The 23,909-nt window shown below is 72.6% G+C and carries 13 protein-coding genes, 1 tRNA gene and 1 rRNA gene; 3 read left to right on the top strand and 12 right to left on the bottom strand.

The window, feature by feature from the left end; all coding sequences use genetic code 11:
- The first annotated feature begins 205 nt into the window (after window positions 1-205).
- Window positions 206-4,852, top strand: a complete 4,647-nt coding sequence (locus ADL08_RS25485) for a DEAD/DEAH box helicase (RefSeq protein ID WP_053646878.1) — start codon at window positions 206-208, stop codon at window positions 4,850-4,852.
- Window positions 4,853-4,965: 113 nt separating this feature from the next.
- Window positions 4,966-5,781, top strand: coding sequence for an Fpg/Nei family DNA glycosylase (locus tag ADL08_RS25480; protein WP_053646876.1), 816 nt, complete (start codon window positions 4,966-4,968; stop codon window positions 5,779-5,781).
- Window positions 5,782-5,832: 51 nt separating this feature from the next.
- On the opposite strand, the gene ADL08_RS25475 is transcribed toward ADL08_RS25480, so the two are convergent.
- From ADL08_RS25475 to ADL08_RS25430, 10 genes are all read right to left on the bottom strand, one after another.
- Complete coding sequence (locus ADL08_RS25475; RefSeq protein ID WP_053646874.1) at window positions 5,833-6,105, bottom strand: hypothetical protein; 273 nt, start codon at window positions 6,103-6,105, stop codon at window positions 5,833-5,835.
- A gap of 106 nt (window positions 6,106-6,211) precedes the next feature.
- On the bottom strand, window positions 6,212-6,682 hold the full coding sequence (locus ADL08_RS25470) for a Dps family protein (protein ID WP_053646872.1): 471 nt from the start codon (window positions 6,680-6,682) through the stop codon (window positions 6,212-6,214).
- Between the two features lie 158 nt (window positions 6,683-6,840).
- The gene (locus tag ADL08_RS25465) at window positions 6,841-7,224 is read right to left on the bottom strand and encodes a helix-turn-helix domain-containing protein (RefSeq protein WP_053646870.1); all 384 of its coding nucleotides are present in this window, start codon (window positions 7,222-7,224) and stop codon (window positions 6,841-6,843) included.
- Window positions 7,225-7,333: 109 nt separating this feature from the next.
- Window positions 7,334-7,867 carry a CinA family protein gene (locus ADL08_RS25460; protein WP_053646868.1) on the bottom strand — a complete coding sequence of 178 codons (534 nt, stop codon included), beginning with the start codon at window positions 7,865-7,867 and terminating at the stop codon, window positions 7,334-7,336.
- On the bottom strand, window positions 7,864-8,541 hold the full coding sequence (gene pgsA, locus ADL08_RS25455) for a CDP-diacylglycerol--glycerol-3-phosphate 3-phosphatidyltransferase (protein WP_053646866.1): 678 nt from the start codon (window positions 8,539-8,541) through the stop codon (window positions 7,864-7,866). Before pgsA ends, ADL08_RS25460 begins: the two co-directional genes overlap by 4 nt.
- Window positions 8,538-10,031: a 30S ribosomal protein S12 methylthiotransferase RimO gene (gene rimO / locus ADL08_RS25450; RefSeq protein ID WP_053646864.1), complete on the bottom strand. Its 1,494-nt coding sequence runs from the start codon at window positions 10,029-10,031 to the stop codon at window positions 8,538-8,540. Before rimO ends, pgsA begins: the two co-directional genes overlap by 4 nt.
- Before the next feature lie 88 nt (window positions 10,032-10,119).
- On the bottom strand, window positions 10,120-10,944 hold the full coding sequence (locus tag ADL08_RS25445; protein ID WP_053646862.1) for a helix-turn-helix domain-containing protein: 825 nt from the start codon (window positions 10,942-10,944) through the stop codon (window positions 10,120-10,122).
- A gap of 306 nt (window positions 10,945-11,250) precedes the next feature.
- Window positions 11,251-14,088, bottom strand: a complete 2,838-nt coding sequence (locus ADL08_RS25440; RefSeq protein ID WP_053646860.1) for a DNA translocase FtsK — start codon at window positions 14,086-14,088, stop codon at window positions 11,251-11,253.
- Window positions 14,089-14,225: 137 nt separating this feature from the next.
- Window positions 14,226-14,900, bottom strand: a complete 675-nt coding sequence (locus ADL08_RS25435; RefSeq protein WP_053646858.1) for a response regulator — start codon at window positions 14,898-14,900, stop codon at window positions 14,226-14,228.
- Window positions 14,901-15,232: 332 nt separating this feature from the next.
- Window positions 15,233-20,722, bottom strand: a complete 5,490-nt coding sequence (locus ADL08_RS25430) for a HAMP domain-containing protein (protein ID WP_199837085.1) — start codon at window positions 20,720-20,722, stop codon at window positions 15,233-15,235.
- Window positions 20,723-20,989: 267 nt separating this feature from the next.
- On the opposite strand from ADL08_RS25430, the gene ADL08_RS25425 reads away from it, so the two are divergent.
- The gene (locus ADL08_RS25425) at window positions 20,990-23,635 is read left to right on the top strand and encodes a SpoIIE family protein phosphatase (RefSeq protein WP_053646854.1); all 2,646 of its coding nucleotides are present in this window, start codon (window positions 20,990-20,992) and stop codon (window positions 23,633-23,635) included.
- Between the two features lie 96 nt (window positions 23,636-23,731).
- Here the strand turns inward: ADL08_RS25425 and ADL08_RS25420 are convergent.
- Window positions 23,732-23,807, bottom strand: a tRNA-Thr gene (locus ADL08_RS25420).
- 4 nt (window positions 23,808-23,811) lie between these two features.
- Window positions 23,812-23,909, bottom strand: a 5S ribosomal RNA gene (gene rrf, locus ADL08_RS25415); the annotation flags it as partial.

Here is a 23,909-nt window from a genome sequence, read left to right as displayed (position 1 = left end):
CACGCCGGGGAAGGCAGCCCTCCGCGTCGGAGGCGGACCGGTCACCGCTCCGGAGGCAGACCGGGGTCACCGCTCCGGAGGCGGACCGGTCACCGCTCCGGAGGCAGAAGGGCCTTCACCCCGAAGAGGGACGGGCCGCCGCGCTGGCCAAGCGGTTTTCCACAGGTCCGGGCGGTTGTCAGTGGCCGGGTGCACGATGGGGGGCATGGTCAGGTCCGCGCTCGACTCGTTCTCCCCCGCGACCCGTGGTTGGTTCACCGGGGCCTTCACCGCGCCCACGGCGGCGCAGGAGGGCGCCTGGAACGCCATCGGGGCGGGCTCCGACGTGCTGGTCGTCGCCCCGACCGGCTCGGGCAAGACGCTGGCGGCCTTCCTCGCCTCCCTGGACCGGCTGGCGTCCTCGCCCCCGCCCGCCGAGCCGAGGAAGCGCTGCCGCGTGCTGTACGTGTCCCCGCTGAAGGCGCTCGCGGTGGACGTCGAGCGGAACCTGCGCTCCCCCCTGACCGGCATCCGCCAGGAGTCGGTGCGGCTCGGGCTGCCCGAGCCGGACATCCGGGTCGGGATCCGCTCCGGCGACACCCCGGCCGCCGAGCGCCGGACGCTCGCGACCAGACCGCCGGACATCCTGATCACCACCCCCGAGTCGCTGTTCCTGATGCTGACCTCCGCCGCCCGCGAAGCCCTCGAAGGCGTGGAGACGGTCATCCTGGACGAGGTCCACGCGGTCGCGGGCACGAAGCGGGGCGCCCACCTGGCGCTCTCCCTGGAGCGGCTCGACGGCCTCCTGCCGCGGCCCGCGCGCAGGATCGGCCTGTCGGCCACGGTCCGGCCGGTCGACGAGGTGGCCCGCTACCTGTCGCCGGGGCGCGCCGTGGAGATCGTGCAGCCGCCGTCGGGCAAGGAGTTCGACCTCTCCGTCGTCGTCCCCGTCGAAGACCTGGGCGAGCTGGGCGGCTCCCCGGCCTCCGAGGGCAAGGGCGACGACAGGCCGTCGATCTGGCCGCACGTGGAGGAGCGGATCGCCGACCTCGTGCAGTCCCACCGCTCCACGATCGTCTTCGCCAACTCCCGCCGCCTGGCCGAGCGCCTGTGCAACCGGCTCAACGAGATCGCGTACGAGCGGGCGACCGGCGAGCCCCTGCCCGAGGGGGCTCCCCCGGCCGAGGTCATGGCCCAGTCGGGGGCGGCCCAGGGCGCCCCGCCGCTGCTCGCCCGGGCCCACCACGGCTCGGTGTCCAAGGAGCAGCGCGCCCAGGTCGAGGAGGATCTGAAGGCGGGCCGGCTGCCCGCCGTGGTGGCCACCTCCAGCCTGGAGCTGGGCATCGACATGGGCGCGGTGGACCTGGTCGTGCAGGTCGAGTCGCCGCCCTCGGTGGCCTCCGGGCTCCAGCGGGTGGGCCGCGCCGGCCACCAGGTCGGCGCGGTGTCCACGGGCGTGGTCTTCCCCAAGTACCGGGGCGACCTGGTGCAGGCGGCCGTGGTCACCGAGCGGATGCGGTCGGGGGCCATCGAGTCCCTGCGGATCCCCGCCAACCCGCTGGACGTGCTCGCGCAGCAGCTGGTCGCGATGGTCGCGCTCGACACCTGGCAGGTGGACGACCTGCTCGCGGTGGTGCGCCGGGCGGCGCCGTTCGCCTCGCTGCCCGAGTCCGCGTTCACGGGCGTCCTCGACATGCTGGCGGGCCGCTACCCCTCGGACGCCTTCGCCGAGCTGCGCCCGCGCGTGGTCTGGGACCGGGTGGCCGGGACGGTCACGGGCCGGCCGGGCGCGCAGCGGCTCGCCGTCACCTCGGGCGGCACGATCCCCGACCGGGGCCTGTTCGGCGTGTTCCTGGCGGGCTCGGACCCCAAGAAGGGCGGGGGCCGGGTCGGGGAGCTCGACGAGGAGATGGTGTACGAGTCGCGGGTGGGCGACGTGTTCACGCTCGGCACCACCTCGTGGCGGATCGAGGACATCACCCGGGACCGGGTCCTGGTCACCCCCGCGCCCGGCGCGCCGGGCCGGCTGCCGTTCTGGAAGGGCGACCAGCTGGGCCGTCCGCTCGAACTGGGCCGGGCGGTGGGCGCGTTCCTCCGCGAGGTCGGCGCCCTCGGGGACGAGGACGCGCGGCTGCGGCTGCTCGCCGCCGGGCTCGACGCGTGGGCCGCCGAGAACGTCCTCGCCTACCTCCGGGAGCAGCGCGAGGCCTGTGGCCACGTGCCGGACGACCGGACGATCCTGGTCGAGCGCTTCCGGGACGAGCTCGGGGACTGGCGGGTCGTCATCCACTCCCCGTTCGGGGCGCAGGTGCACGCCCCGTGGGCGCTGGCGCTCGGCGCCCGGCTCGCCGAGCGGTACGGCATGGACGCGCAGGTGATGCACGCGGACGACGGGATCGTGCTGCGCCTCCCGGACGCCGATCTGATGGGCCTGGACATGGGCCTGGACCTCCTCGACCACGAACCGGTCGACCCGGGCCGGCACGCGGACGCGGTGCACGACGCGGACAAGGCGCCCGTCGGCGCGGCCGACGCCCTCTTCGACAAGGGCGAGATCGAGCAGGTCGTCACCGACCAGGTGGGCGGCTCCGCGCTGTTCGCCTCCCGCTTCCGCGAGTGCGCCGCCCGCGCCCTGCTGCTGCCGAAGCGGAACCCGGGCAAGCGCACCCCGCTCTGGCAGCAGCGGCAGCGCGCGTCCCAGCTCCTCCAGGTGGCGAGCGAGTTCGGCTCGTTCCCCATCGTCCTGGAGGCCGTCCGCGAGTGCCTCCAGGACGTCTTCGACCTCCCCGGCCTGACGGAGCTGATGGGCGACATCGAGGCCCGCCGGGTCCGCCTCGTCGAGGTCACCACCCCCGAGCCGTCCCCGTTCGCCCGCTCGCTGCTCTTCGGGTACGTGGCGCAGTTCCTGTACGAGGGCGACTCGCCGCTCGCGGAGCGGCGGGCCGCCGCGCTCTCCCTGGACTCCCGGCTGCTCGCCGAGCTGCTGGGCCGGGCGGAGCTGCGCGAGCTCCTCGACGCGGACGTCCTGACGGAGCTGGAGCGGGAGCTCCAGTGGCTGACGGAGGACCGGCGGATCAAGGACGTGGAGGGCGTCGCCGACCTGCTGCGGGTCCTGGGCCCGCTCACCGGCGCCGAGCTGGCCGAGCGCGGCGCCGAGGCGGACTGGGCGGGCGAGCTCGAAGCGGCCCGCCGTGCGATCCGGGTGCGGATCGGGGGCCGGGAGCACTGGGCGGCGATCGAGGACACGGGCCGACTCAGGGACGCCCTGGGCACGGCCCTGCCGGTCGGCGTCCCCGAGGCCTTCACCGAACCGGTCAAGGACCCGCTGGGCGACCTCCTCGCCCGGTACGCGCGCACGCACGGCCCGTTCACCTCCTCCCACCCCGCCGAGCGCTTCGGCCTGGGCACGGCCGTCACCGACGGCGCCCTCCAGCGGCTCGCCGCGTCCGGCCGGGTCGTCCAGGGCGAGTTCCACCCCTCAGGCATCGGCCAGGAGTGGTGCGACGCCACCGTCCTGCGCCGGCTGCGCCGGCGTTCCCTGGCAGCCCTGCGCCACGAGCTGGAACCGGTGCCCCCGGCGGCCCTCGCCACCTTCCTGCCCCAGTGGCAGCACCTGGGGAGCAACAGCCTGCGCGGCATCGACGGCCTGGCCCGGGCGGTCGAGCAGCTCCAGGGCGCGCCCGTCCCGGCCTCCGCCCTGGAGAAGCTGATCCTGCCGTCCCGGGTCCGGGACTACTCCCCGGCGATGCTGGACGAGCTGACGACCACCGGCGAGGTGCTGTGGGCCGGCGCGGGCTCGCTGCCCGGCAAGGACGGCTGGGTCTCGCTCCACCTCGCGGACGCGGCCCCGCTGCTCCTGCCCCCGCCGCACCCGCTGGAGCTGTCCGCGCTGCACGACTCGCTGCTCACCGCCCTCTCCGGCGGGTACGGCCTGTTCTTCCGTCAGATCGCCGACCAGGTCCGGGCGACCACCCACCCGGACGCCACCGACCCGCAGCTGGCCGACGCGCTCTGGGACCTGGCCTGGTCGGGGCGGCTCACCAACGACACCCTCGCCCCGCTGCGCGCGCTGCTCGGCTCGGGCCGCACGGCCGGTTCGACCGCGCACCGCGCGCGCCGCACGGTCCCCCGCGGCCGGTACGGCACCCTGACCGCGTCCGCCCGACCCGTGTCCCGTACGGGCCCGCCCACGGTCTCCGGCCGCTGGTCGCTGCTGCCGCCGCCCGAGCCGGAGCCGACGCACCGGGCGCACGCCCTGGCCCGCACCCTCCTGGACCGGCACGGCGTGGTCACCCGGGGCGCGGTGGCCGCCGAGGGCGTGGAGGGCGGCTTCTCGGCCGTGTACCGGATCCTGGCCGCCTTCGAGGACAGCGGCCAGGCCCGCCGGGGCTACGTCGTGGAGGGCCTGGGCGCGGCCCAGTTCGCGATGGACGGCGCGGTGGACCGGCTGCGGGCCGCGGCGACCGCGCGCGACCGGGGCGTCGAGGCGGCGGCCGGCCCGCGCGCCCTCGTCCTCGCGGCGGCCGATCCGGCGAACGCGTACGGTGCCGCCCTGTCCTGGCCCGAGCCGCCGACCGGCGCCGGGCACAAACCGGGGCGCAAGGCGGGCGCGATGGTGGTCCTGGTCGACGGCGAGCTGACGCTCTACATGGAGCGCGGCGGCAAGACGCTCCTGTCCTGGCCGGACGATCCGGACGACCCCGCCCTGACGGCGGCGGCCGAGGCCCTGGCCGCGTCCGCCCGGGCGGGCTCCCTGGGCACGGTCACGGTGGAACGGCTCAACGGCGTCCCGGCCCTGACCTCCCCGCTGGCCCGCCCCCTGGAGGCGGCGGGCTTCCTGGCCACCCCGAGAGGCCTGCGCCTGCGTGCCTAGGGAACACGCCGGGAAAGGACCCGGGAGAGGCGCGAACCGAACTCGCCCGACCCGCCGCCCACCGACCCGGCACCCACCGGCCAACAGCCCGGACCCGCCCCCGAAGGAGGACCGTGCCCGAAGGAGACACCGTCTGGCAGGTGGCCCGCCGCCTGCACGCCGCGCTCGCCGGGCGGGTCCTCACCCGCTCGGACCTCCGGGTGCCCCGGTTCGCCACCGCCGACCTCACCGGCCGCACGCTCCTCGACGTCACCCCGCGCGGCAAGCACCTGCTCGCCCGGATCGAGGGCGGGCTCACCCTCCACTCCCATCTGCGGATGGACGGCGCCTGGCGGGTGTACGCCACCGGGGAGCGGCCCCGCGGCGGCCCCGACCACCAGATCCGGGCCGTCCTGGGAAACGCGGAGTCCACCGCGTACGGCTATCGGCTCCCGGTCCTGGAGCTCGTCCGCACCGACGAGGAGTCCCACGTCGTGGGCCATCTCGGCCCGGACCTGCTGGGCCCCGACTGGGACCCGGAGGAGGCCGTGCGCAGGCTGACGGCCGATCCGGCGAGGACGCTCGGCGAGGCCCTCCTCGACCAGCGCAACCTGGCCGGCATCGGCAACGTCTACAAGTCGGAGCTGGCGTTCCTGGCCGCCGTCACCCCCTGGCTGCCCGTGGGCGAGCTGGAGCCCGGCGTCCCCGCGCGTCTGGTGGCGACCGCCCACCGTCTGCTCGACGTCAACAAGGACCACCCGGACCGGCGCGTCACCACCGCACGCCGCCCCGGCACCCCGCTCCACGTCTACGGCCGCGAGGGGCGCCCCTGCCTGCGCTGCGGCGCCGGAATCCGCAAGGCGGAACTCGGGGACCGCGTCACGTACTGGTGCCCGGAATGCCAAAAGGGCCCGCACCGGCAGGACACCGGCACGAACCCGTCGAGCTGACCCTCCGTCGGGCCACAGCTCTTCGTCTCGTCACACCCCTCGCGACATCCCTCACGCCGGACCGGAGCCCGCGCCCCACCACCGGCGCCACGGTATCCGGCCGCCGAGACGCCGGGCCGACGCGCCCGGCCGCCCCGACGAGGCGGCGACGTGCACGGGCAGCAGGCTCAGTCCCCAGCCGCCCGCGGCCATCACTCCCTCGACCGGCCCGGTCTCACCCGGGACCAGCAGCAGGCGGAGCACCGCCCACCACCAGAGCCCCCCGGCCACCAGCCCGACCGCGACCAGCGCGAGCGTTGCCGGCGGAAACCGTCGCCGTACCATGGCCGCCTCCTGCGGTCGACGCTAGACCGGCAGGATCACCCTGCGGGAGGGCGCACCGGGGCCCGCCCCGGCGCGCGCCGCGCGTATCAGCACGCCCCGACCCTCCTCAGACGCTTTCGGCCTGGAACATCCACGCGTGCTTCTCGAGCTCGCCCGTCAGGGCGATCAGGATGTCCTGGGTGACCGGGTCGGGGTCGCCGGTCGCCTCGATCCGCTCCCGCATGCGGGCGGTGACGGCACCGAGGGCGTCGACGAGGATCTTCACCGCCTGCTCGTCCTTGATCCAGCCTTCCGGCACCGTTCCGATCGCGCTCGACGACGCCACGGTCGCCGCTCGCCCGTCCGGGTTGACGCCCAGGGCGGAGGCGCGCTCGGCCACGGTGTCGGAGTGCGTCCGGGCCGTGGTGACCACCTCGTCCAGCTGGAGGTGGACGGAGCGGAAGCGCGGCCCGACGACGTTCCAGTGCACCTGCTTGGCCACCAGCGAGAGATCGACCAGGTCGACCAGCGCTCCCTGGAGCGCGTTGCCGACGGTCTTGAGGTCGGTCTCGGACAGCGTGCTCTTCACGACAGACATGCGGAATCTCCAACCAGTCGAACGTTCTCCCACCATGGCACGCCTCTCCGGAACCCGGCATCTCAAACAAATCAGCCCAAAGAAATGCCGGAAAAGGATGAAGCCCCGGTCGGCGCCCCTGTACGGGACGCAGATCGGGGCTTCACCCTCGTTTCGGTTCAGGCAGCGACGACGTCGACCGCTTCCGCGGGCGCCTTGATGGTCACCCGCTCGGGGGACACACCCGCCACCGACGTCACCGACACCGAATTGAGCATCGGACGAACCGGTGCCGGCACCTGTTCGCTCGCTGCTGCCGACTCGGCCAGTTCGGCCAACGACAGCTCGTCGCTCACTTCGCGCATGAGCTCGGACATCCGTACGTCCAACGCGTCGCAGATCGCGGAGAGCAGCTCGGAGGAAGCCTCCTTCTGCCCCCGCTCCACCTCGGAGAGATAGCCGAGCGAGACTCGGGCGGACGAGGAGACTTCGCGCAGAGTACGGCCCTGGCGCTGGCGCTGCCGACGCAGCACGTCACCCAGCAGGCGACGGAGCAGAATCATCGGTGGCTCCCTCCTCGGACCGCGTAGCCGCATCCTTCACGCCCCACCGTACCGCCTCGCGACGCGGCCGTGCGGGGAGCGATGTCGTGTTCACTCAGGGCTGCAAACATCAATTCCCCCCGTTCTGTTCCGTATCCTGTGCCCGCGCATTTCCCGAGAGTTCCCCGTGGAGCAGCGCGAGCACGATCCGTACGCTCTCCCTACGGATTTCCGCGCGATCGCCGTTCAACCTCAACGGGACCACTTTCCCGGTCGGGGACCCCGTCCGGGCTCCCGTCCCGGCCGGGCCCGCGACCGCCACGTAGACGGTTCCGACGGGCTGTCCGTCTTGCGGGTCGGGGCCCGCGACCCCGGTCGTCGCGACGCCCCAGTCGGCGCCGAGCCGGGCCCGTACACCGGCCGCCATCTGCGACGCGACCTCGGGGTCCACCGCGCCGCGCTCCGCGAGCAGGGCCCCGTCGACGCCGAGGAGCTCGTGCTTGAGGGCGGTGGCGTAGGCGGTGACGGACCCCCGAAAGGACGCCGAGGCGCCGGGGACACCGGTGAGTTCGGCGGCCACCAGACCGCCCGTGAGCGACTCCGCGACGGCCAGTGTCTGGCCGCGCTCGGCGAGCAGCGCGAGCACCCGGGCGGCCTCGGTCACCGTGCCGCCGCCTCCGACCGCTCGGCGGCGGCCCGCTCGGCGGCCAGGCCCCTGCGCCGCAGCACGACGGCCTGGCGCACGTAGTCCAGGCCGGTGACGACCGTCAGCACGACGGCCACCGTCATCACCCAGAAGCGGAGGGTGGCCAGCGGCCCGGTGAGCATGAGCACGTACATGCCCACGGCCGTGCCCTGGGCCAGGGTCTTCAGCTTGCCGCCGCGGCTGGCGGGGATGACCCCGTGCCGGATGACCCAGAACCGCATCAGGGTGATCCCCAGCTCCCGGGCCAGGATGACCGCGGTCACCCACCAGGGGAGGTCCCCGAGCGAGGACAGGGAGATCAGGCCGGCCGCCATGATCGCCTTGTCCGCGATCGGGTCGGCGATCTTCCCGAAGTCGGTGACCAGGTTGTACGTACGGGCGAGGTGCCCGTCGAAGACGTCCGTGATCATGGCCACCGCGAACGCAGCCCAGGCCCAGGCCCGCCACGCGGGATCGTGCCCGCCGTCCTGGAGCAGCAGCACCACGAAGGCCGGCACGAGCACCAGCCGGATCATGGTGAGGATGTTCGCGATGTTCCACAGGCTGGCCTGGTTGACGGCCGCCGCGCCCAGCTTGCCGCGGGGCGTCGGCCTACCGGTCCCGCCCGTCGCGGATGCCGGGACTCCGGTCATCTGCCCGCCTCCTCGAAAAGACACTCGGCCACCAGGTCGACGCCCTCCGTCCCGACGACCTTCGCCCTGACCATACGGCCCGGGGCCAGGTCGGGGTCCGTGCCGTCGGCGGTGACGAGGACCACCTGTCCGTCGGTCTCGGGGGCCTGGTGGGCGGCGCGGCCGATCCAGCCGTCCTCCTCGTCCAGGGACTCGACGAGTACCTCCAGGGTCTCCCCGACGCGCTCCTCCGCGCGCTGCGCGGTGAGCTCCTCGGCGAGCCGGGAGAGGTGGGCGAGCCGCTTGTCGACGACCTCCTGGTCGAGCTTGTGCTCGTACGTGGCGGCCTCGGTGCCGTCCTCGTCGGAGTAGCCGAAGACGCCGATGGCGTCGAGGCGCGCGTGGGTGATGAAGCGTTCCAGCTCGGCGAAGTCCGCCTCCGTCTCGCCGGGGAAGCCGACGATGAAGTTGGAGCGGGCGCCGGCCGTGGGGGCCTTGGAGCGGATGGTCTCCAGGAGCTCCAGGAAGCGGTCGGTGTCGCCGAAGCGGCGCATGGACCGCAGCACGTCCGGGGCGCTGTGCTGGAAGGAGAGGTCGAAGTACGGGACGACCTTCTCGGTGGAGGTGAGGACGTCGATCAGGCCGGGGCGCATCTCGGCGGGCTGGAGGTAGCTGACGCGGACGCGCTCGATGCCGTCCACGGCCGCCAGCTCGGGCAGCAGGCCCTCCAGGAGACGGATGTCGCCGAGGTCCTTGCCGTAGGACGTGTTGTTCTCGGAGACCAGCATGATCTCCTTCACGCCCTGCTCGGCGAGCCAGCGCGTCTCGTTCAGCACGTCCGAGGGACGGCGCGAGACGAACGAGCCGCGGAAGGAGGGGATGGCGCAGAAGGTGCAGCGGCGGTCGCAGCCGGAGGCCAGCTTCACGGAGGCGACGGGGCTGGTGTCCAGGCGCCGGCGGAGCGGCGCGCGCGGCCCGGAGGCGGGCGCGAGGCCCTCGGGCAGGTCGGCCGGGGCGTCGGCGGGCGCCTCGGCGCCGTCGCCGTGTCCCGGCAGGGCCACGGCGGCCGCGGCCTCCTGGCGCTCCACGGGCGAGAGCGGCAGCAGCTTGCGCCGGTCGCGCGGGGTGTGGGCCTCGACGCTGCCACCGTTGAGGATGGTCTGGAGGCGGTTGGAGATGTCGGCGTAGTCGTCGAAGCCGAGGACGCCGTCGGCCTCCGGGAGGGCCTCGGCGAGCTCCTTGCCGTACCGCTCGGCCATGCAGCCGACGGCCACGACGGCCTGGGTCCTGCCGTGGTCCTTCAGATCATTGGCTTCGAGCAGGGCGTCGACGGAGTCCTTCTTGGCGGCCTCGACGAATCCGCAGGTGTTGACGACGGCGACGTCCGCTTGTTCGGCGTTCTCGACGAGCTCCCAGCCGTCCGCTGCCAAGCGGCCTGCGAGCTCCTCCGAGTCCACCTCGTTACGGGCGCAGCCAAGAGTGACAAGGGCGACGGTACGGCGTTCGGGCATGGACTCAAGACTACTTCGTCCCGGCCGTTCCCCCGTCGCGCAGGGTTCACCCGCGCGACGGAGGTCACATCAGGGCGGTCGGACCGGCTCAGCCGGCCTGGGGGTCGCCCTTGGTGTACGTCAGCCGCTCGACCTGGCCGGATTCGAACTTGTCGGCGACCTTCTTGCCGTTGACGTAGAGCTCGATGGCACCGGCGTTGCCGAGGACCAGGTCGATCCGCTCGTCGTCCTGGAAGGTCTTGGTCTCGCCCTCCAGGAGCAGCCCGTCGAAGAGCAGCTTGCCGTCGTGGGCCTTGGCCGAGATCCAGCTCTTGCCGTCGGTGGCGGAGAGCTTGATCGTGACCTTGTCCTGCGGGACCGCGGCGATCGCGCTCTCGGTGGGCTTGGGCGCGACGGGCTTCACGGGCTTCGGCTTGGCGGCCGAGGTCGCCTGCTCGGGGGCGGGCGCCGGGCCGTCGGCCGTGGTGGTCCCCTTCGGGGCGTCGTTGCCGTTGAACATCGTGAAGCCGACGAATCCGACGACGGCGACGATGGCCGCGACCATCGCGGCGGTCCAGTTGGGCCGGCGCGGCTCGGGGCGGATGCGTTCCGCCTCGAACAGCGGGGCGGCGGGGGTGGGTGCGGGACGGCCGCCGTGCTCGGCGTCGAACTGCTCGATCAGCGGAGCCGGGTCGAGGCCGACGGCGCGCGCGAGGGTACGGATGTGGCCGCGGGCGTAGACGTCGCCGCCACAGCGCGAGAAGTCGTCCTCCTCGATCGCGTGCACGATCGGGGTCCGGACACGGGTGGAGGCACTGACCTCTTCGACGGTGAGACCGGCGGCGATACGGGCCTGCTGGAGGGCACGACCGATCGGTTCCCGGTCGTCTGCCGGGAAGGTCCGGTCGTCTTCGGGGGAGTTGCCGATGGACACGAGAGCGCCTTTCGAGCGTGTAGCCACCTGCTGGACGTTCAGTCTATGGGTGGTACGAAAGGGTGGGGCAACCGGGCGGGTGCCGTTTGTACGCCATGAGGCTGGGACATCCTTCTGTCCCTCCCTCCAACTTGACGTACGGCCAGGGGAAACGGTTGCTCACCCTTTTCTTACGAGTGAGTCTCGACCGGATCTCGAACGGGTACCCCGCCTCCCGCCGCCCACACCCGCCCCTTCTCCGGAACCCGCGCTCGGCCCCGCAAGGGGTCCCCCGCCGGTCCCGGACCCGCCCTGGATCCGCTCCGCCTACTCCCCCGACTCGCCCCGGATCACGGCGAGGACCCCGTCCAGCTCGTCGGGTTTGACGAGCACGTCCCGCGCCTTGGAGCCCTCGCTGGGTCCGACGACGTTCCGCGACTCCATCAGGTCCATCAGCCGGCCGGCCTTGGCGAAGCCCACGCGCAGCTTGCGCTGGAGCATGGAGGTGGAGCCGAACTGGGTGGAGACGACCAGCTCGGCTGCCTGGCACAGCAGGTCGAGGTCGTCGCCGATCTCCTCGTCGATCTCCTTCTTCTGCTTGGTGCCCACGGTGACGTCGTCCCGGAAGACGGGCGTCATCTGGTCCTTGCAGTGCTGCACGACGGCGGCGACCTCGTGCTCGGTGACGAAGGCGCCCTGCATGCGGACGGGCTTGTTGGCGCCCATCGGCAGGAAGAGCCCGTCGCCCTTGCCGATCAGCTTCTCGGCGCCGGGCTGGTCGAGGATGACCCGGCTGTCGGCGAGCGAGGAGGTGGCGAAGGCGAGCCGGGAGGGCACGTTCGCCTTGATCAGACCGGTGACGACGTCCACGGACGGCCGCTGGGTGGCCAGGACCAGATGGATGCCGGCGGCGCGGGCCAACTGGGTGATGCGGACGATCGCGTCCTCGACGTCCCGGGGCGCGACCATCATCAGGTCGGCGAGTTCGTCGACGATCACCAGGAGGTACGGATAGGGGTGGAGCTCGCGCTCGCTGCCCTCCGGGAGCTTGACCTTGCCGGCCCGGATGGCCGCGTTGAAGTCGTCGATGTGGCGGAAGCCGAAGGCGGCCAGGTCGTCGTAGCGCAGGTCCATCTCGCGCACCACCCACTGCAGGGCCTCGGCGGCCTTCTTGGGGTTGGTGATGATCGGGGTGATCAGGTGCGGGATGCCCTCGTACGCGGTCAGCTCGACCCGCTTGGGGTCGACGAGCACCATCCGGACGTCCTCGGGGGTCGCCCTTATCATCACCGAGGTGATGAGGCAGTTGATGCACGAGGACTTGCCGGAGCCGGTGGCGCCCGCGACCAGGATGTGCGGCATCTTCGCCAGGTTGGCCATCACGTAGCCGCCCTCGACGTCCTTGCCGAGCGCGACCAGCATCGGATGGTCGTCGCCGGCCGCGTCCGCGAGCCGCAGCACGTCCCCGAGGTTGACCATCTCGCGGTCGCTGTTCGGGATCTCGATGCCGACCGCGGACTTGCCCGGGATCGGCGAGATGATCCGCACGTCCGGGGAGGCCACCGCGTAGGCGATGTTCTTGGCCAGGGCCGTGATCTTCTCGACCTTCACCGCGGGCCCGAGCTCGACCTCGTACCGCGTGACCGTCGGCCCCCGGGTGAAGCCGGTGACGGCGGCGTCGACCTTGAACTCGCCGAAGACGTTGGAGAGCGCGGCCACGACGGCGTCGTTCGCGGCGCTGCGCGTCTTGCCCGGCCCGCCGCGCTCCAGGAGGTCCATCGCCGGCAGGGAGTACGTGATGTCGCCGGACAGCTGGAGCTGCTCGGCCCGCGACGGCAGATCCGTCGGCTCGGGCGCGGGCTTGGTCAGATCCGGTACGTCTCCGCCGCGCGCCGACGGCACGGGCGCGGTCGGCGCCGGCTTCCCGGCCGCCGCGGCGGCTCCGGCGGCATCGGCCTCCCCGGTGCCGGAGGCGGCCGGGGCGGCGTCCCGCTCCGCGGTGACGTCCTTGGTCAGGTCGGCGACGATCGGGGACGGGGGCATGCCGTTGAGCACCGCGCCGTCCAGCGCCGCGGCCGCCGCGGCGGCGACGTCCACCGGGTCGAGTCCGGGCGCGGAGCCGGTCCGCCGGGAGGGGCGGCGCGCCGAGCGGCCGCGCCGCTCCAGCAGTTCCTCCTCGGCCCGGTCCACGTCGTACGGCTCCGCCGGGCCGGGGGCGCGACGCCGGACGGGCCGCGCGGGCCCCGGCTCCGCTTCCCGCCACTCCTCGTCGTACTCCCCGTACGCGTACTCCCCGGCCTCCGCCGGGTCGTAGGGCGGTTCCACGATGCCGAGCCGGACGCCGAGGGAGCGCAGGCGCCGCGGGATCGCGTTGACCGGGGTGGCGGTGACGACGAGCAGGCCGAAGACGGTGAGCAGCACCAGCATCGGTACGGCGAGGACCTCGCCCATCATGAAGACGAGGGGCTGGGACGCGGCCCAGCCGATGAGGCCGCCCGCGTCCTGCACGGCGTCGGCGCCGTCGCCGCGGCCCGGCGAGCCGCACGCGATGTGCACCTGGCCCAGGACGCCGAGGGCGAGGGCGGAGAGGCCGATGACGATCCGGCCGTTGGCCTCGGGCCGCTCCGGATAGAGGATCAGGCGCACGCCGATCCCGGCGAGCAGCAGCGGCACCAGGAGGTCGAGCCGCCCGAAGGCCCCGGTGACCAGCATCTCGACGAGGTCGCCGACCGGGCCGCGCAGGTTGGACCAGGTGCCCACGGCGACGATCAGCGCGAGGCCGAGGAGGAGCAGCGCGGTCCCGTCCTTGCGGTGGACGGGGTCGAGTCCCTTGGCCCCGCGTCCTATGCCACGGAAGACCGCCCCCACCGCGTGGGCGAGTCCGAGCCAGGCGCCGCGCGCGAGCCGGTAGACGCCCCCGGTCGGGGACGGCGCGGGACGGGGCGGGGCCTTCCTCGCCGCGGGCTTCCGCGCGGGCGCGCGCTTGGCGGGCGCGGCCTTCTTGGCCGGTGCCTTCTTCGCCGCCGCGTTCCTCGCGTTCTTCGCGGGGGGCTTGGCGGGGGACTTCGCGGGCGCCGCCTTCTTCGCGGCACCCGCCGTACGGCCGGCGCGCGGCTTTGCGGTGCCCGCCGTGCCCTGGGTCTTGCCGGACGTACGTGAAGCCATGGTGCCGAGGTTACCCGTGTGGGAACCGGCTGTCCGCCTCACCCGTTCGTGTCGTCTGCGCGGAGGCGTGATGCTGACGCCGCATCACGACGAAGCGCCCCGGACCTCGACGGTCCGGGGCGCTTCGTGACAGTGGGTCAGCTCTGGCTGGGCAGGGTCGGCGCGGCGCCGGCGCCCGGCTCCAGGGCGTCCAGGGCCCGCCGCAGCCCGGTGAGCTTGCGCTCCAGGTGCGCGGCGGTGGCGACGGCGGCCGCGTCGGCCGAGTCGTCGTCGAGCTGCTTCGACAGCGCCTCGGCCTGCTCCTCGACGGCCGCGAGGCGGGCGGAGAGTTCGGCGAGCAGACCGGCGGACTCCTTGCCGTGACCGCTCTCGCCGCCGCCCTCCAACTGGAGCCGCAGCAGGGCGGCCTGCTCGCGCAGCTTGCAGTTCTTCATGTACAGCTCGACGAAGACGGAGACCTTGGCGCGCAGCACCCACGGGTCGAAGGGCTTCGAGATGTAGTCGACCGCCCCCGCCGCGTATCCCCGGAAGGTGTGGTGGGGACCGTGGTTGATGGCGGTGAGGAAGATGATCGGGATGTCCCGTGTCCGCTCGCGCCGCTTGATGTGGGCGGCGGTCTCGAAACCGTCCATTCCCGGCATCTGGACGTCGAGCAGGATGACCGCGAAGTCATCCGTCAACAGCGCCTTGAGCGCTTCCTCCCCGGACGATGCCCGCACCAGCGTCTGATCGAGCGCGGAGAGAATGGCCTCCAGCGCCAGCAGATTCTCCGGCCGGTCATCGACCAGGAGGATCTTGGCCTTCTGCACCATGCCCCGTCCTCCTCGTCCCGGCAACGGCTCTGCCCGGTCCCCCGAACCGGGAGAGGCGCCGGGCGCCGCCCCAGAAGACGACTCCCTAGCGCCGTCCGTCCTTGTGCCGGTCATCGTAGCCGCACCCCGCCCGTCGCCACACCCTGTCACCGCGATGTCACTGTGCACAGAGGAAAAACGCGGTGGGAGACCAGAAGGTTCCCCGTATCCCGGCTTCTCACACGCCCGTGGCGACAGCCCGCCGGAGATCTTCCCGGCATCCCCGGCGATCCGCCGCGGGCCCGCCGGCGGGGGCCGGGGCTGCGCGGCGCGCCGCGCGGCCCCGGCCCGGATCACTTCCCCCGCATCCACTGCTCCATGACGGACAGCAGGTGGTCGGGGTCGACCGGCTTGGTCACGTAGTCCGAGGCGCCCGACTCGATCGCCTTCTCCCGGTCGCCCTTCATCGCCTTCGCCGTCAGCGCGATGATCGGGAGACCGGCGAACTGCGGCATCCGCCGGATCGCGGTCGTCGTCGCGTACCCGTCCATCTCCGGCATCATGATGTCCATCAGGACGACCGCCGCGTCGTCGTGCTGCTCCAGGACCTCGATGCCCTCCCGCCCGTTCTCCGCGTACAGCACCGCGAGCCCGTGCTGTTCCAGGACGCTGGTGAGCGCGAAGACGTTGCGGATGTCGTCGTCCACGATGAGCACCTTCTCGCCGGAGAAGCCGAAGGTGCGGCGCGGCGCCGCCTCCTGCTCCTCCTGCTCCTCCCGCTCCGGTGCGGGCTGCTGCCCGGGCTGCCCCGGCACCGCGCTCCGCGCCCCGGTCGCCTCCGCGGCCGCCTTCCGCCGGTGCCGGAACAGCGCCCCGGCCCCCGAGCGCGACTCCGTCCGTACGGGCGCCGGCGGGAAGTGCGGGAACGGGTGGACGGCCCCGGCCGCCCCCTCCTCGGCGCCCTGCTGCGGGTCCTCGCCGTCCTGCGCGCCCTGGCCGTAGCCCTGCGCGGGCAGCTCGGTCGGGTTCAGCGGCAGGTACAGGGTGAACGTCGAGCCGCGGCCCGGCTCGCTCGCGGCGAAGATCTCGCCGCCGAGCAGCCGCGCGATCTCCCGGCTGATCGAGAGCCCAAGACCCGTACCGCCGTACTTCCGGCTGGTCGTGCCGTCGGCCTGCTTGAAGGCCTCGAAGATGACCCGCATCTTGCTCGCCGCGATCCCGATCCCGGTGTCGGTGACCGAGAACGCGATCAGGTCGGCCTCCGGGTCGCGCAGCGAACCGGCCTCCAGGAGCTGCTCGCGGATCGACTGCGGCACGTCCGTGCCGGCCGGCCGGATCACCAGCTCCACCGCGCCCGTGTCGGTGAACTTCACCGCGTTGGAAAGGAGGTTGCGCAGCACCTGGAGGAGGCGCTGCTCGTCGGTGTGGAGCGTGGCGGGCAGCTCCGGCGAGACCCGTACCGAGAAGTCGAGCCCCTTCTCCGCCGTGAGCGGCCGGAAGGTCGCCTCCACGTAGTCGACGAGCTGCACGAGCGCGATCCGGGTCGGCGAGACGTCCATCTTGCCCGCCTCCACCTTGGACAGGTCGAGGATGTCGTTGATCAGCTGGAGCAGGTCCGAACCGGCGCCGTGGATGGTCTCGGCGAACTCGACCTGCTTCGGCGTCAGGTTCGTCTCGGCGTTGTCGGCGAGCAACTTGGCCAGGATGAGAAGCGAGTTGAGCGGGGTGCGCAGCTCGTGCGACATGTTCGCCAGGAACTCGGACTTGTACCGCATGGAGACGGCGAGCTGTTCGGCCCGCTCCTCCAGGACCTGCCGGGCCTCCTCGATCTCGGTGTTCTTCACCTCGATGTCGCGGTTCTGCCGGGCGAGCAGCTCGGCCTTCTCCTCCAGCTCCAGGTTGGAGCCCTGGAGCTCCTTCTGCCGGTGCTCCAGCTCGGCCGAGCGCTCCTTGAGCTGCTCGGTGAGCTCCTGCGACTGCTGGAGCAGCACCTCCGTCTTGGTGTTGACGCTGATGGTGTTGACGGTGGTGGCGATCAGCTCCGCGAGCTGGTTGAGGAAGTCGCGCTGGATCTGGGTGAACGGCTGGAAGGAGGCCAGCTCGATCACGCCGAGGACCTTGCCCTCGAAGAGGACCGGCAGCACGATCACGTGCGCGGGCGAGGCCTCCCCGAGCCCGGAGGAGATCTTCAGGTAGCCCGGCGGCACGTTGACCTGGATGGTCCGCTTCTCCTCGGCCGCCGTCCCGATGAGGGTCTCGCCGGGACGGAACGAGGTCGGCATGGAACCGGCGGAGTACCCGTAACTCCCGCGCATCCGCAGCTCGTACGAGCCGTCGCCCTCGCCGACGAGTTCGGCGTCGCCGTGGGCGGAGCCGGTCGGCATGGCCACGAAGAAGGCGCCGTGCTGGGCCGAGACCACCGGCGTCAGCTCGCTCATGATGAGCGAGGCCACGTCGTCCAGGTCCCGCCGGCCCTGCATGAGGCCGGAGATGCGGGCCAGGTTGCCCTTCAGCCAGTCCTGCTCCTCGTTGGCGAGGGTGGTGTCGCGCAGGTTGGTGATCATCGTGTTGATGTTGTCCTGGAGGGCCTGGATCTCGCCCGCCGCGTCCACACCGTCGATCTTGAGGTTGAGGTCGCCCCGGGTGACCGCCGTGGCGACGGCCGCGATGGCCCGCACCTGGCGGGTCAGGTTCCCGGCCATCTCGTTCACGGACTCGGTCAGGTCGCGCCAGGTGCCGTCGACGTCCCGCACGCGCGCCTGGCCGCCGAGGATGCCCTCCGTACCCACTTCGCGGGCCACGCGCGTGACCTCCTCGGCGAAGTTCGACAGCTGGTCGACCATCGTGTTGATGGTGTTCTTCAGCTCCTGGATCTCGCCGCGCGCGTCGATGTCGATCTTCTTGGTCAGGTCGCCCTTGGCGATGGCGGTCGTGACGGCCGCGATCTGGCGCACCTGGCCGGTCAGGTTGGAGGCCATCGAGTTCACCGACTCGGTCAGGTCCTTCCAGGTGCCGGAGACCCCCGGCACCCGGGCCTGGCCGCCCAGCTCGCCCTCGGTGCCCACCTCGCGGGCCACGCGCGTGACCTCGTCGGCGAACGACGACAGGGTCGTCACCATCGTGTTGACGGTCTCGGCGAGTTCGGCGACCTCGCCGCGCGCCTCGACCGTCACCTTCTTGGTGAGGTCGCCGTTGGCGACGGCCGCCGACACCCGGGAGATGTTCCGCACCTGGCTGGTCAGGTTGTTGGCCATCAGGTTGACGTTGTCGCTGAGGTCCTTCCAGGTGCCGGTGACCCCGCGCACGCGTGCCTGGCCGCCGAGGATGCCCTCGGTACCCACTTCGCGGGCCACGCGCGTGACCTCGTCCGCGAAGTTCGACAGCTGGTCGACCATCGTGTTGACGGTCGTCACCAGCTCCAGGATCTCGCCCCGGGCGTCGACCGTGATCTTCTTCGACAGGTCGCCCATGGCGACCGCGGTCGTGACCTCGGCGATGTTCCGCACCTGGATGGTGAGGTTGTTCGCCATGAAGTTCACCGACTGGGTGAGGTCCTTCCAGGTGCCCGAGACGCCCTGCACCTCGGCCTGGCCGCCCAGCATGCCCTCGGTGCCCACCTCGCGGGCGACCCGGGTCACCTGCTCGGCGAAGTTCGAGAGCTGGTCCACCATCGTGTTGAGGGTGTTCTTCAGCTCCAGGATCTCGCCGCGCGCGTCCACGTCGATCTTCTGCGACAGGTCACCGCGCGCGACCGCCGTGGCGACCTGGGCGATGTTGCGGACCTGGGTGGTGAGGTTGCCGGCCATGCCGTTCACCGAGTCGGTCAGGTCCCGCCACACCCCGGCCACGCCGGGCACCTGCGCCTGGCCGCCGAGCCGCCCGTCGGTGCCCACCTCGCGGGCCACCCGGGTCACCTGGTCCGCGAACGCGGAGAGCTGGTCGACCATCGTGTTGATGGTGTTCTTCAGCTCCAGGATCTCGCCGCGCGCGTCCACGTCGATCTTCTGCGACAGGTCACCGCGCGCCACGGCCGTCGTCACCTGCGCGATCTGCCGCACCTGCGAGGTCAGGTTGCCGGCCATGAAGTTCACCGAGTCGGTGAGCTCCCGCCAGCGCCCGGAGACCCCGTCCACGCGCGCCTGACCGCCGAGCCGGCCCTCGGTGCCCACGTCCCGGGCCATCCGGGTCACCTGGTCCGCGAAGGACGACAGCTGCGACACCATCGTGTTGACGGTGTTCTTCAGCTCCAGCATCTCCCCGGCCACGTCCACCGTGACCTTCTGCGACAGATCACCGTTGGCGACCGCCGTCGTCACCTGCGCGATGTCCCGCACCTGACCGGTCAGGTTGCGGAAGGCCGTGTTCACCGAGTCGGTGAGGTCCTTCCACGTGCCCGCCGCGCCCGGCACCTCGGCCTGGCCGCCGAGCAGGCCCTCGACGCCGACCTCCCGGGCCACCCGGGTCACCTCGGAACCGAAGGCGGAGAGCTGGTCCACCATCGTGTTGACGGTGTTCTTCAGCTCCAGCATCTCCCCGGCCACGTCCACCGTGACCTTCTGCGACAGATCACCGTTGGCCACGGCCGTCGTCACCTGCGCGATGTCCCGCACCTGCGTGGTGATGTTCCGGAAGACCGTGTTGACGGAGTCCGTGAGGTCCTTCCACGTCCCCGCCGCGCCCGGCACCTGCGCCTGGCCGCCGAGCAGGCCCTGCGCGCCGACCTCGCCCGAGACGCGGGTCACCTCGTCGGCGAACGTCCGCAGCGTCTTGGTCATCTGGTTGATGGTGTCCGCGAGTTGCGCGATCTCACCGCGCGCCGAGACCCGCACCTTCTGCGACAGGTCGCCGTTGGCGACGGCGGTCGTCACCTCGGCGATCCCCCTCACCTGATTGGTGAGGTTGCCCGCCATCGTGTTGACGGAGTCGGTGAGGTCCTTCCACACGCCGGCGACCCCGGCCACCTCGGCCTGACCGCCCAGCTCGCCCTCGGTGCCCACCTCGCGCGCGACCCGGGTCACCTCGGAGGAGAACGACGACAGCTGGTCCACCATCCGGTTGACGGTGTTCTTCAGCTCCAGCATCTCGCCGGCCACGTTCGCCGTGACCTTCTGCGACAGATCGCCGTTGGCGACCGCCGTCGTCACCAGCGCGATGTCCCGCACCTGGGCCGTCAGCCGGTTCGCCATGGTGTTGACCGAGTCCGTGAGGTCCTTCCACGAACCGGACACCCCGCGCACCTGCGCCTGACCGCCCAGCTTGCCGTCGGTCCCCACCTCGACGGCGACCCTGGTCACCTCGGACGCGAACACCGACAGCTGGTCGACGAGGTTGTTGGCGGTACGCGCGACCTTCAGGAACTCGCCCCGCAGCGGTCGCACCGTCCCGTCGGAACCCTCCGACCGCAGGTCCATCCGCTGCTCCAGGTCGCCCTCGGCCACCGCCGACAGCACCCGGCCCACCTCGGACACCGGCCGGGCCAGGTCGTCGACGAGCGCGTTCGCGGCCTCGATCGCCGCCGCCCACGCCCCCTCGCTGGGGCCGGCCTCCAGACGCTCGGACAGCTTGCCCTCGCGCCCCACCACCCGCCGGACCCGCGACAGCTCCCCGGTCACGTGCATCTGCCGGTCCGCGACCTCGTTGAACACGGCGGAGATCTCCGCCATGACCCCGTCGCCGGACACCGTGAGCCGCCTGCGGAAGTTCCCGTCCCGCATCGACACCAGCGCGGAGAGCAACCGCTCCAGCGCCGTGGCGTCCACCTGGACCGTCCCCCCACGGGAACGCCCGCCCCTCGTGCGCGTACCGCTGCCTCCGCCGCGACGCGCCGCCGTGCCAGACTCCACCGTGTCCCTCCCGAAAGGGGTCGACCGTACCGCTCCGGCTCTGCCGGTAGCCTGCCCAGTGTTTCACCGTGACCGAAGCAGGCGATAACAGTTCGGCAGCTTCGACGGCGTCCCTACCCCCGAGGGACGGAATCAGCGGTGACCGGCATCCGCTCGGACAGCGAAGGTAAGTAACCTGGCATCCGGCTGTCCAGCCGCCCCGGTCCGCCCGGCGGGGACGGTGTGGTGCGCGCACGACCACCGGGCAGTGGGAAGGACAGACCGAGCATGGCAGAGCCGGGCGTCGAGACGCGTACGAGGAGTGCTGTGATCACCGCGCGGGCGACTGCCAGCTTCGAGCCCGTCGGGCGGTCCGTCGCGGCCGCACGGGCCTTCGTCCGGGACACCCTCCAGGGCTGGGGGCACCCCGAGCTGGTGGACGACGCCGTCGTCCTCACCAGCGAACTCGTCACCAACGCCGTCATCCACGCGGGCACCGCCGCCGACGTGCTCTGCCTGCGTTCCGACGACAGCATCCGCGTCGAGGTCTCCGACCGCTACCCCGAGCGCGAGGTCCCGGTCCAGAGCGGCCGCACCCTCGCCGCCCCCGACCGGGAGAACGGCCGCGGGCTGCTGCTCTGCGCCGCCCTCGCCCACCGCTGGGGCGTCGACTACTCCCCCACGCGCAAGCACGTCTGGTTCCACCTCGACCTCCCGCAGCGCCCCGTCGGCACCCGCTCCGCCGGCCCGGTCCTCCCCGACGCCCTCCTCCCGGTCGCCGACAGCCGCGTCCGCGTCGCCGTCGTCCAGATCGACCGGGCCGGCGCGATCACCGCCTGGAACGAGGACGCGGGGGAACTCTTCGGGTACGGCTCCGAGCAGGTCACCGGCAAGCCCCTGGGCGACCTGGCGGCCTGGCCCCACACCCCCGGCATCGGCACCGGCCTCGCCGAGGCCCTGCGCCTCTCCCGCTGGGAGGGCAGCTACGGCATCCGCTGCGCCGACGGCCGGGTCGTCCCCGTCTACGCCGCGCACCTGCGGGTCCGCGACTCCCAGGGCGAGCCCTCCACCGTCTGCCTCCTGGTCCGCGAGCACGAGCGGGCGGTCCTCCAGACCCCGCAGCGCCCCGCGGCCGAGCCGGGCGCCGAGAGCCGCGCCACCGACCCCTTCGAGGTCTTCATCGGCTCCCCGGCCCCCGACGACCTCGACGGCCTGCTCCAGCGCACGGTCGAGCGCGCCCGCGACATGCTCGACGGCGACGCCGCCTTCCTCCTCCTCGCCACGGACGACGAGACGGAGCTGGAGGTACGGGCCACCACCGGTCTCCCGGCCGCCCGCCAGCGCTTCGCGCGCGTGCCCGTCGAGACCGGCGCCAGCCGGTACGGCTCCGCCCGGATGCCGGCCGTCCACGAGGACCTGGCCGCCGTCCCCGGCGCCGTCCCGCTCCTGGAGGACACCGGCATGCGCTCGGTGGTCACCGTCCCCCTCAAGGTCGAGGGCCGTCTCACCGGCTCCCTGGGCGTGGCCGCCGAGGCCGCGAACCGCTATTCGAACGAGGAGGCCCTCCGCCTCCAGTTCGCCGCCGACCGCATCGCCCTGGCCGTGGAGTCCGCCCGCCTCGGCGAGCTGGAACGCCTGCGCCGCGGCTCCCTCAGCTTCCTCGTCGAGGCCTCCGACCTCCTGGCCGGCACCCTCGACCGCGACCAGACCCTGGCCCTGATGGCCCAGATGACGGTCCCCACCCTCGCGACCTGGTGCGCGGTCTACACGATCGCCGACCAGTCCTCCGACCCGTACCTCTCGTACGTGCTCCACGAGGACGAGGACCGGATCGACGGCCTCAAGGAGCTGCTCTCCTCGATCACGCCGCCCGACCCGGTGCCGACGCCCGGCGCCCGGGTCTGGACCGCGCCGGGCGACGCCGCCCACCGGGCCGCGCTCACCGCCTCGGTCCGCGCCCTCGACCACCCGTCGAGCCCGCTCTCGCCGGGCATCGACACGACGCTGGCCACGGCGAGCACGGTCGCCGGCGAGACGGTCGTCCTGCCCCTGGTGGCCCGCAACCGGGTCATCGGCATGCTGACGCTCGGCAGGCCCTCCGAGGACCACTTCCGCCAGGAGATCCTGGAGCTCGCCGAGGACCTGTCCCGCCGGGCCGCCCTGGCCCTGGACAACGCCCGCCTCTACTCGGAGCGCGTGGCGATCAGCCAGTCCCTCCAGCGCAGCCTCCTGCCGCCCGGCCTCCCCGACATCCCCGGCGTCGAGGTCGACGTCATCTACCGCGCGGCCGGCGAGGGCAACGAGGTCGGGGGCGACTTCTACGACCTCTTCCCGATCAGCGACGGCGCGTACGGATTCGCCATCGGCGACGTCTGCGGTACGGGCCCGGAGGCGGCCGCCGTCACCGGTCTGGCCCGCCATGCCCTACGCCTGCTCGCCCGCGAGGGCCTCGGCGGCCCGGCCGTCCTGGAGCGGCTGAACGCGGCGATCCTCGACGAGGGCGCCCGCAGCCGCTTCCTCACCCTCCTCTACGGCGAGATGCACCCGCAGGAGGACGGCTCGGCGATCCTCAAGATCGTCTGCGCCGGCCACCCGCTGCCCCTGCGCCTCAGCCCGGACGGCACGGTCCGCCCCGCGGCCGAACCGCAGCCGCTCCTGGGCGTCATGGACGACCTGGAGCTGTACGAGGAGACGGTCACCCTCGACCCGGGCGACGTCCTCCTGTGCGTCACGGACGGCGTGACGGAGCGCCGCGAGGGCTCCCGCATGCTGGGCGACGACGGCCTCGCCGACGTCCTCAAGACGTGTACGGGCCTGACGGCCGGCGCGGTCGCGGCCCGCGTCCTGCGCGCGGTCGAACGCTTCGCCCAAGCCCCGGCCTCCGATGACATGGCCATCCTCGCGATGCGCCTGCGCGAGCCGGACGACCGCTGACGGCACGGCGCCTTCCCTCAGGGGAAGGCGCCGCTTGCCTCGCTCCCTCCTGGGAACGCAAAAAGGCCCCCGCCATGTGGCGGGGGCCTTTTCAGATGGAGCCCTTTAACGGAATCGAACCGTTGACCTTCTCCTTACCATGGAGACGCTCTACCGACTGAGCTAAAAGGGCAGGTGTTCGGCGGTGTCCTACTCTCCCACAGGGTCCCCCCTGCAGTACCATCGGCGCTGAAAGGCTTAGCTTCCGGGTTCGGAATGTAACCGGGCGTTTCCC

It is taken from the genome of Streptomyces sp. NRRL F-6492, assembly GCF_001280125.1.
In the GTDB taxonomy this organism is placed as follows: domain Bacteria; phylum Actinomycetota; class Actinomycetes; order Streptomycetales; family Streptomycetaceae; genus Streptomyces.
Note: the sequence above shows the minus strand (reverse complement) of the source record. Positions and strands in the feature narration are given on the sequence as shown.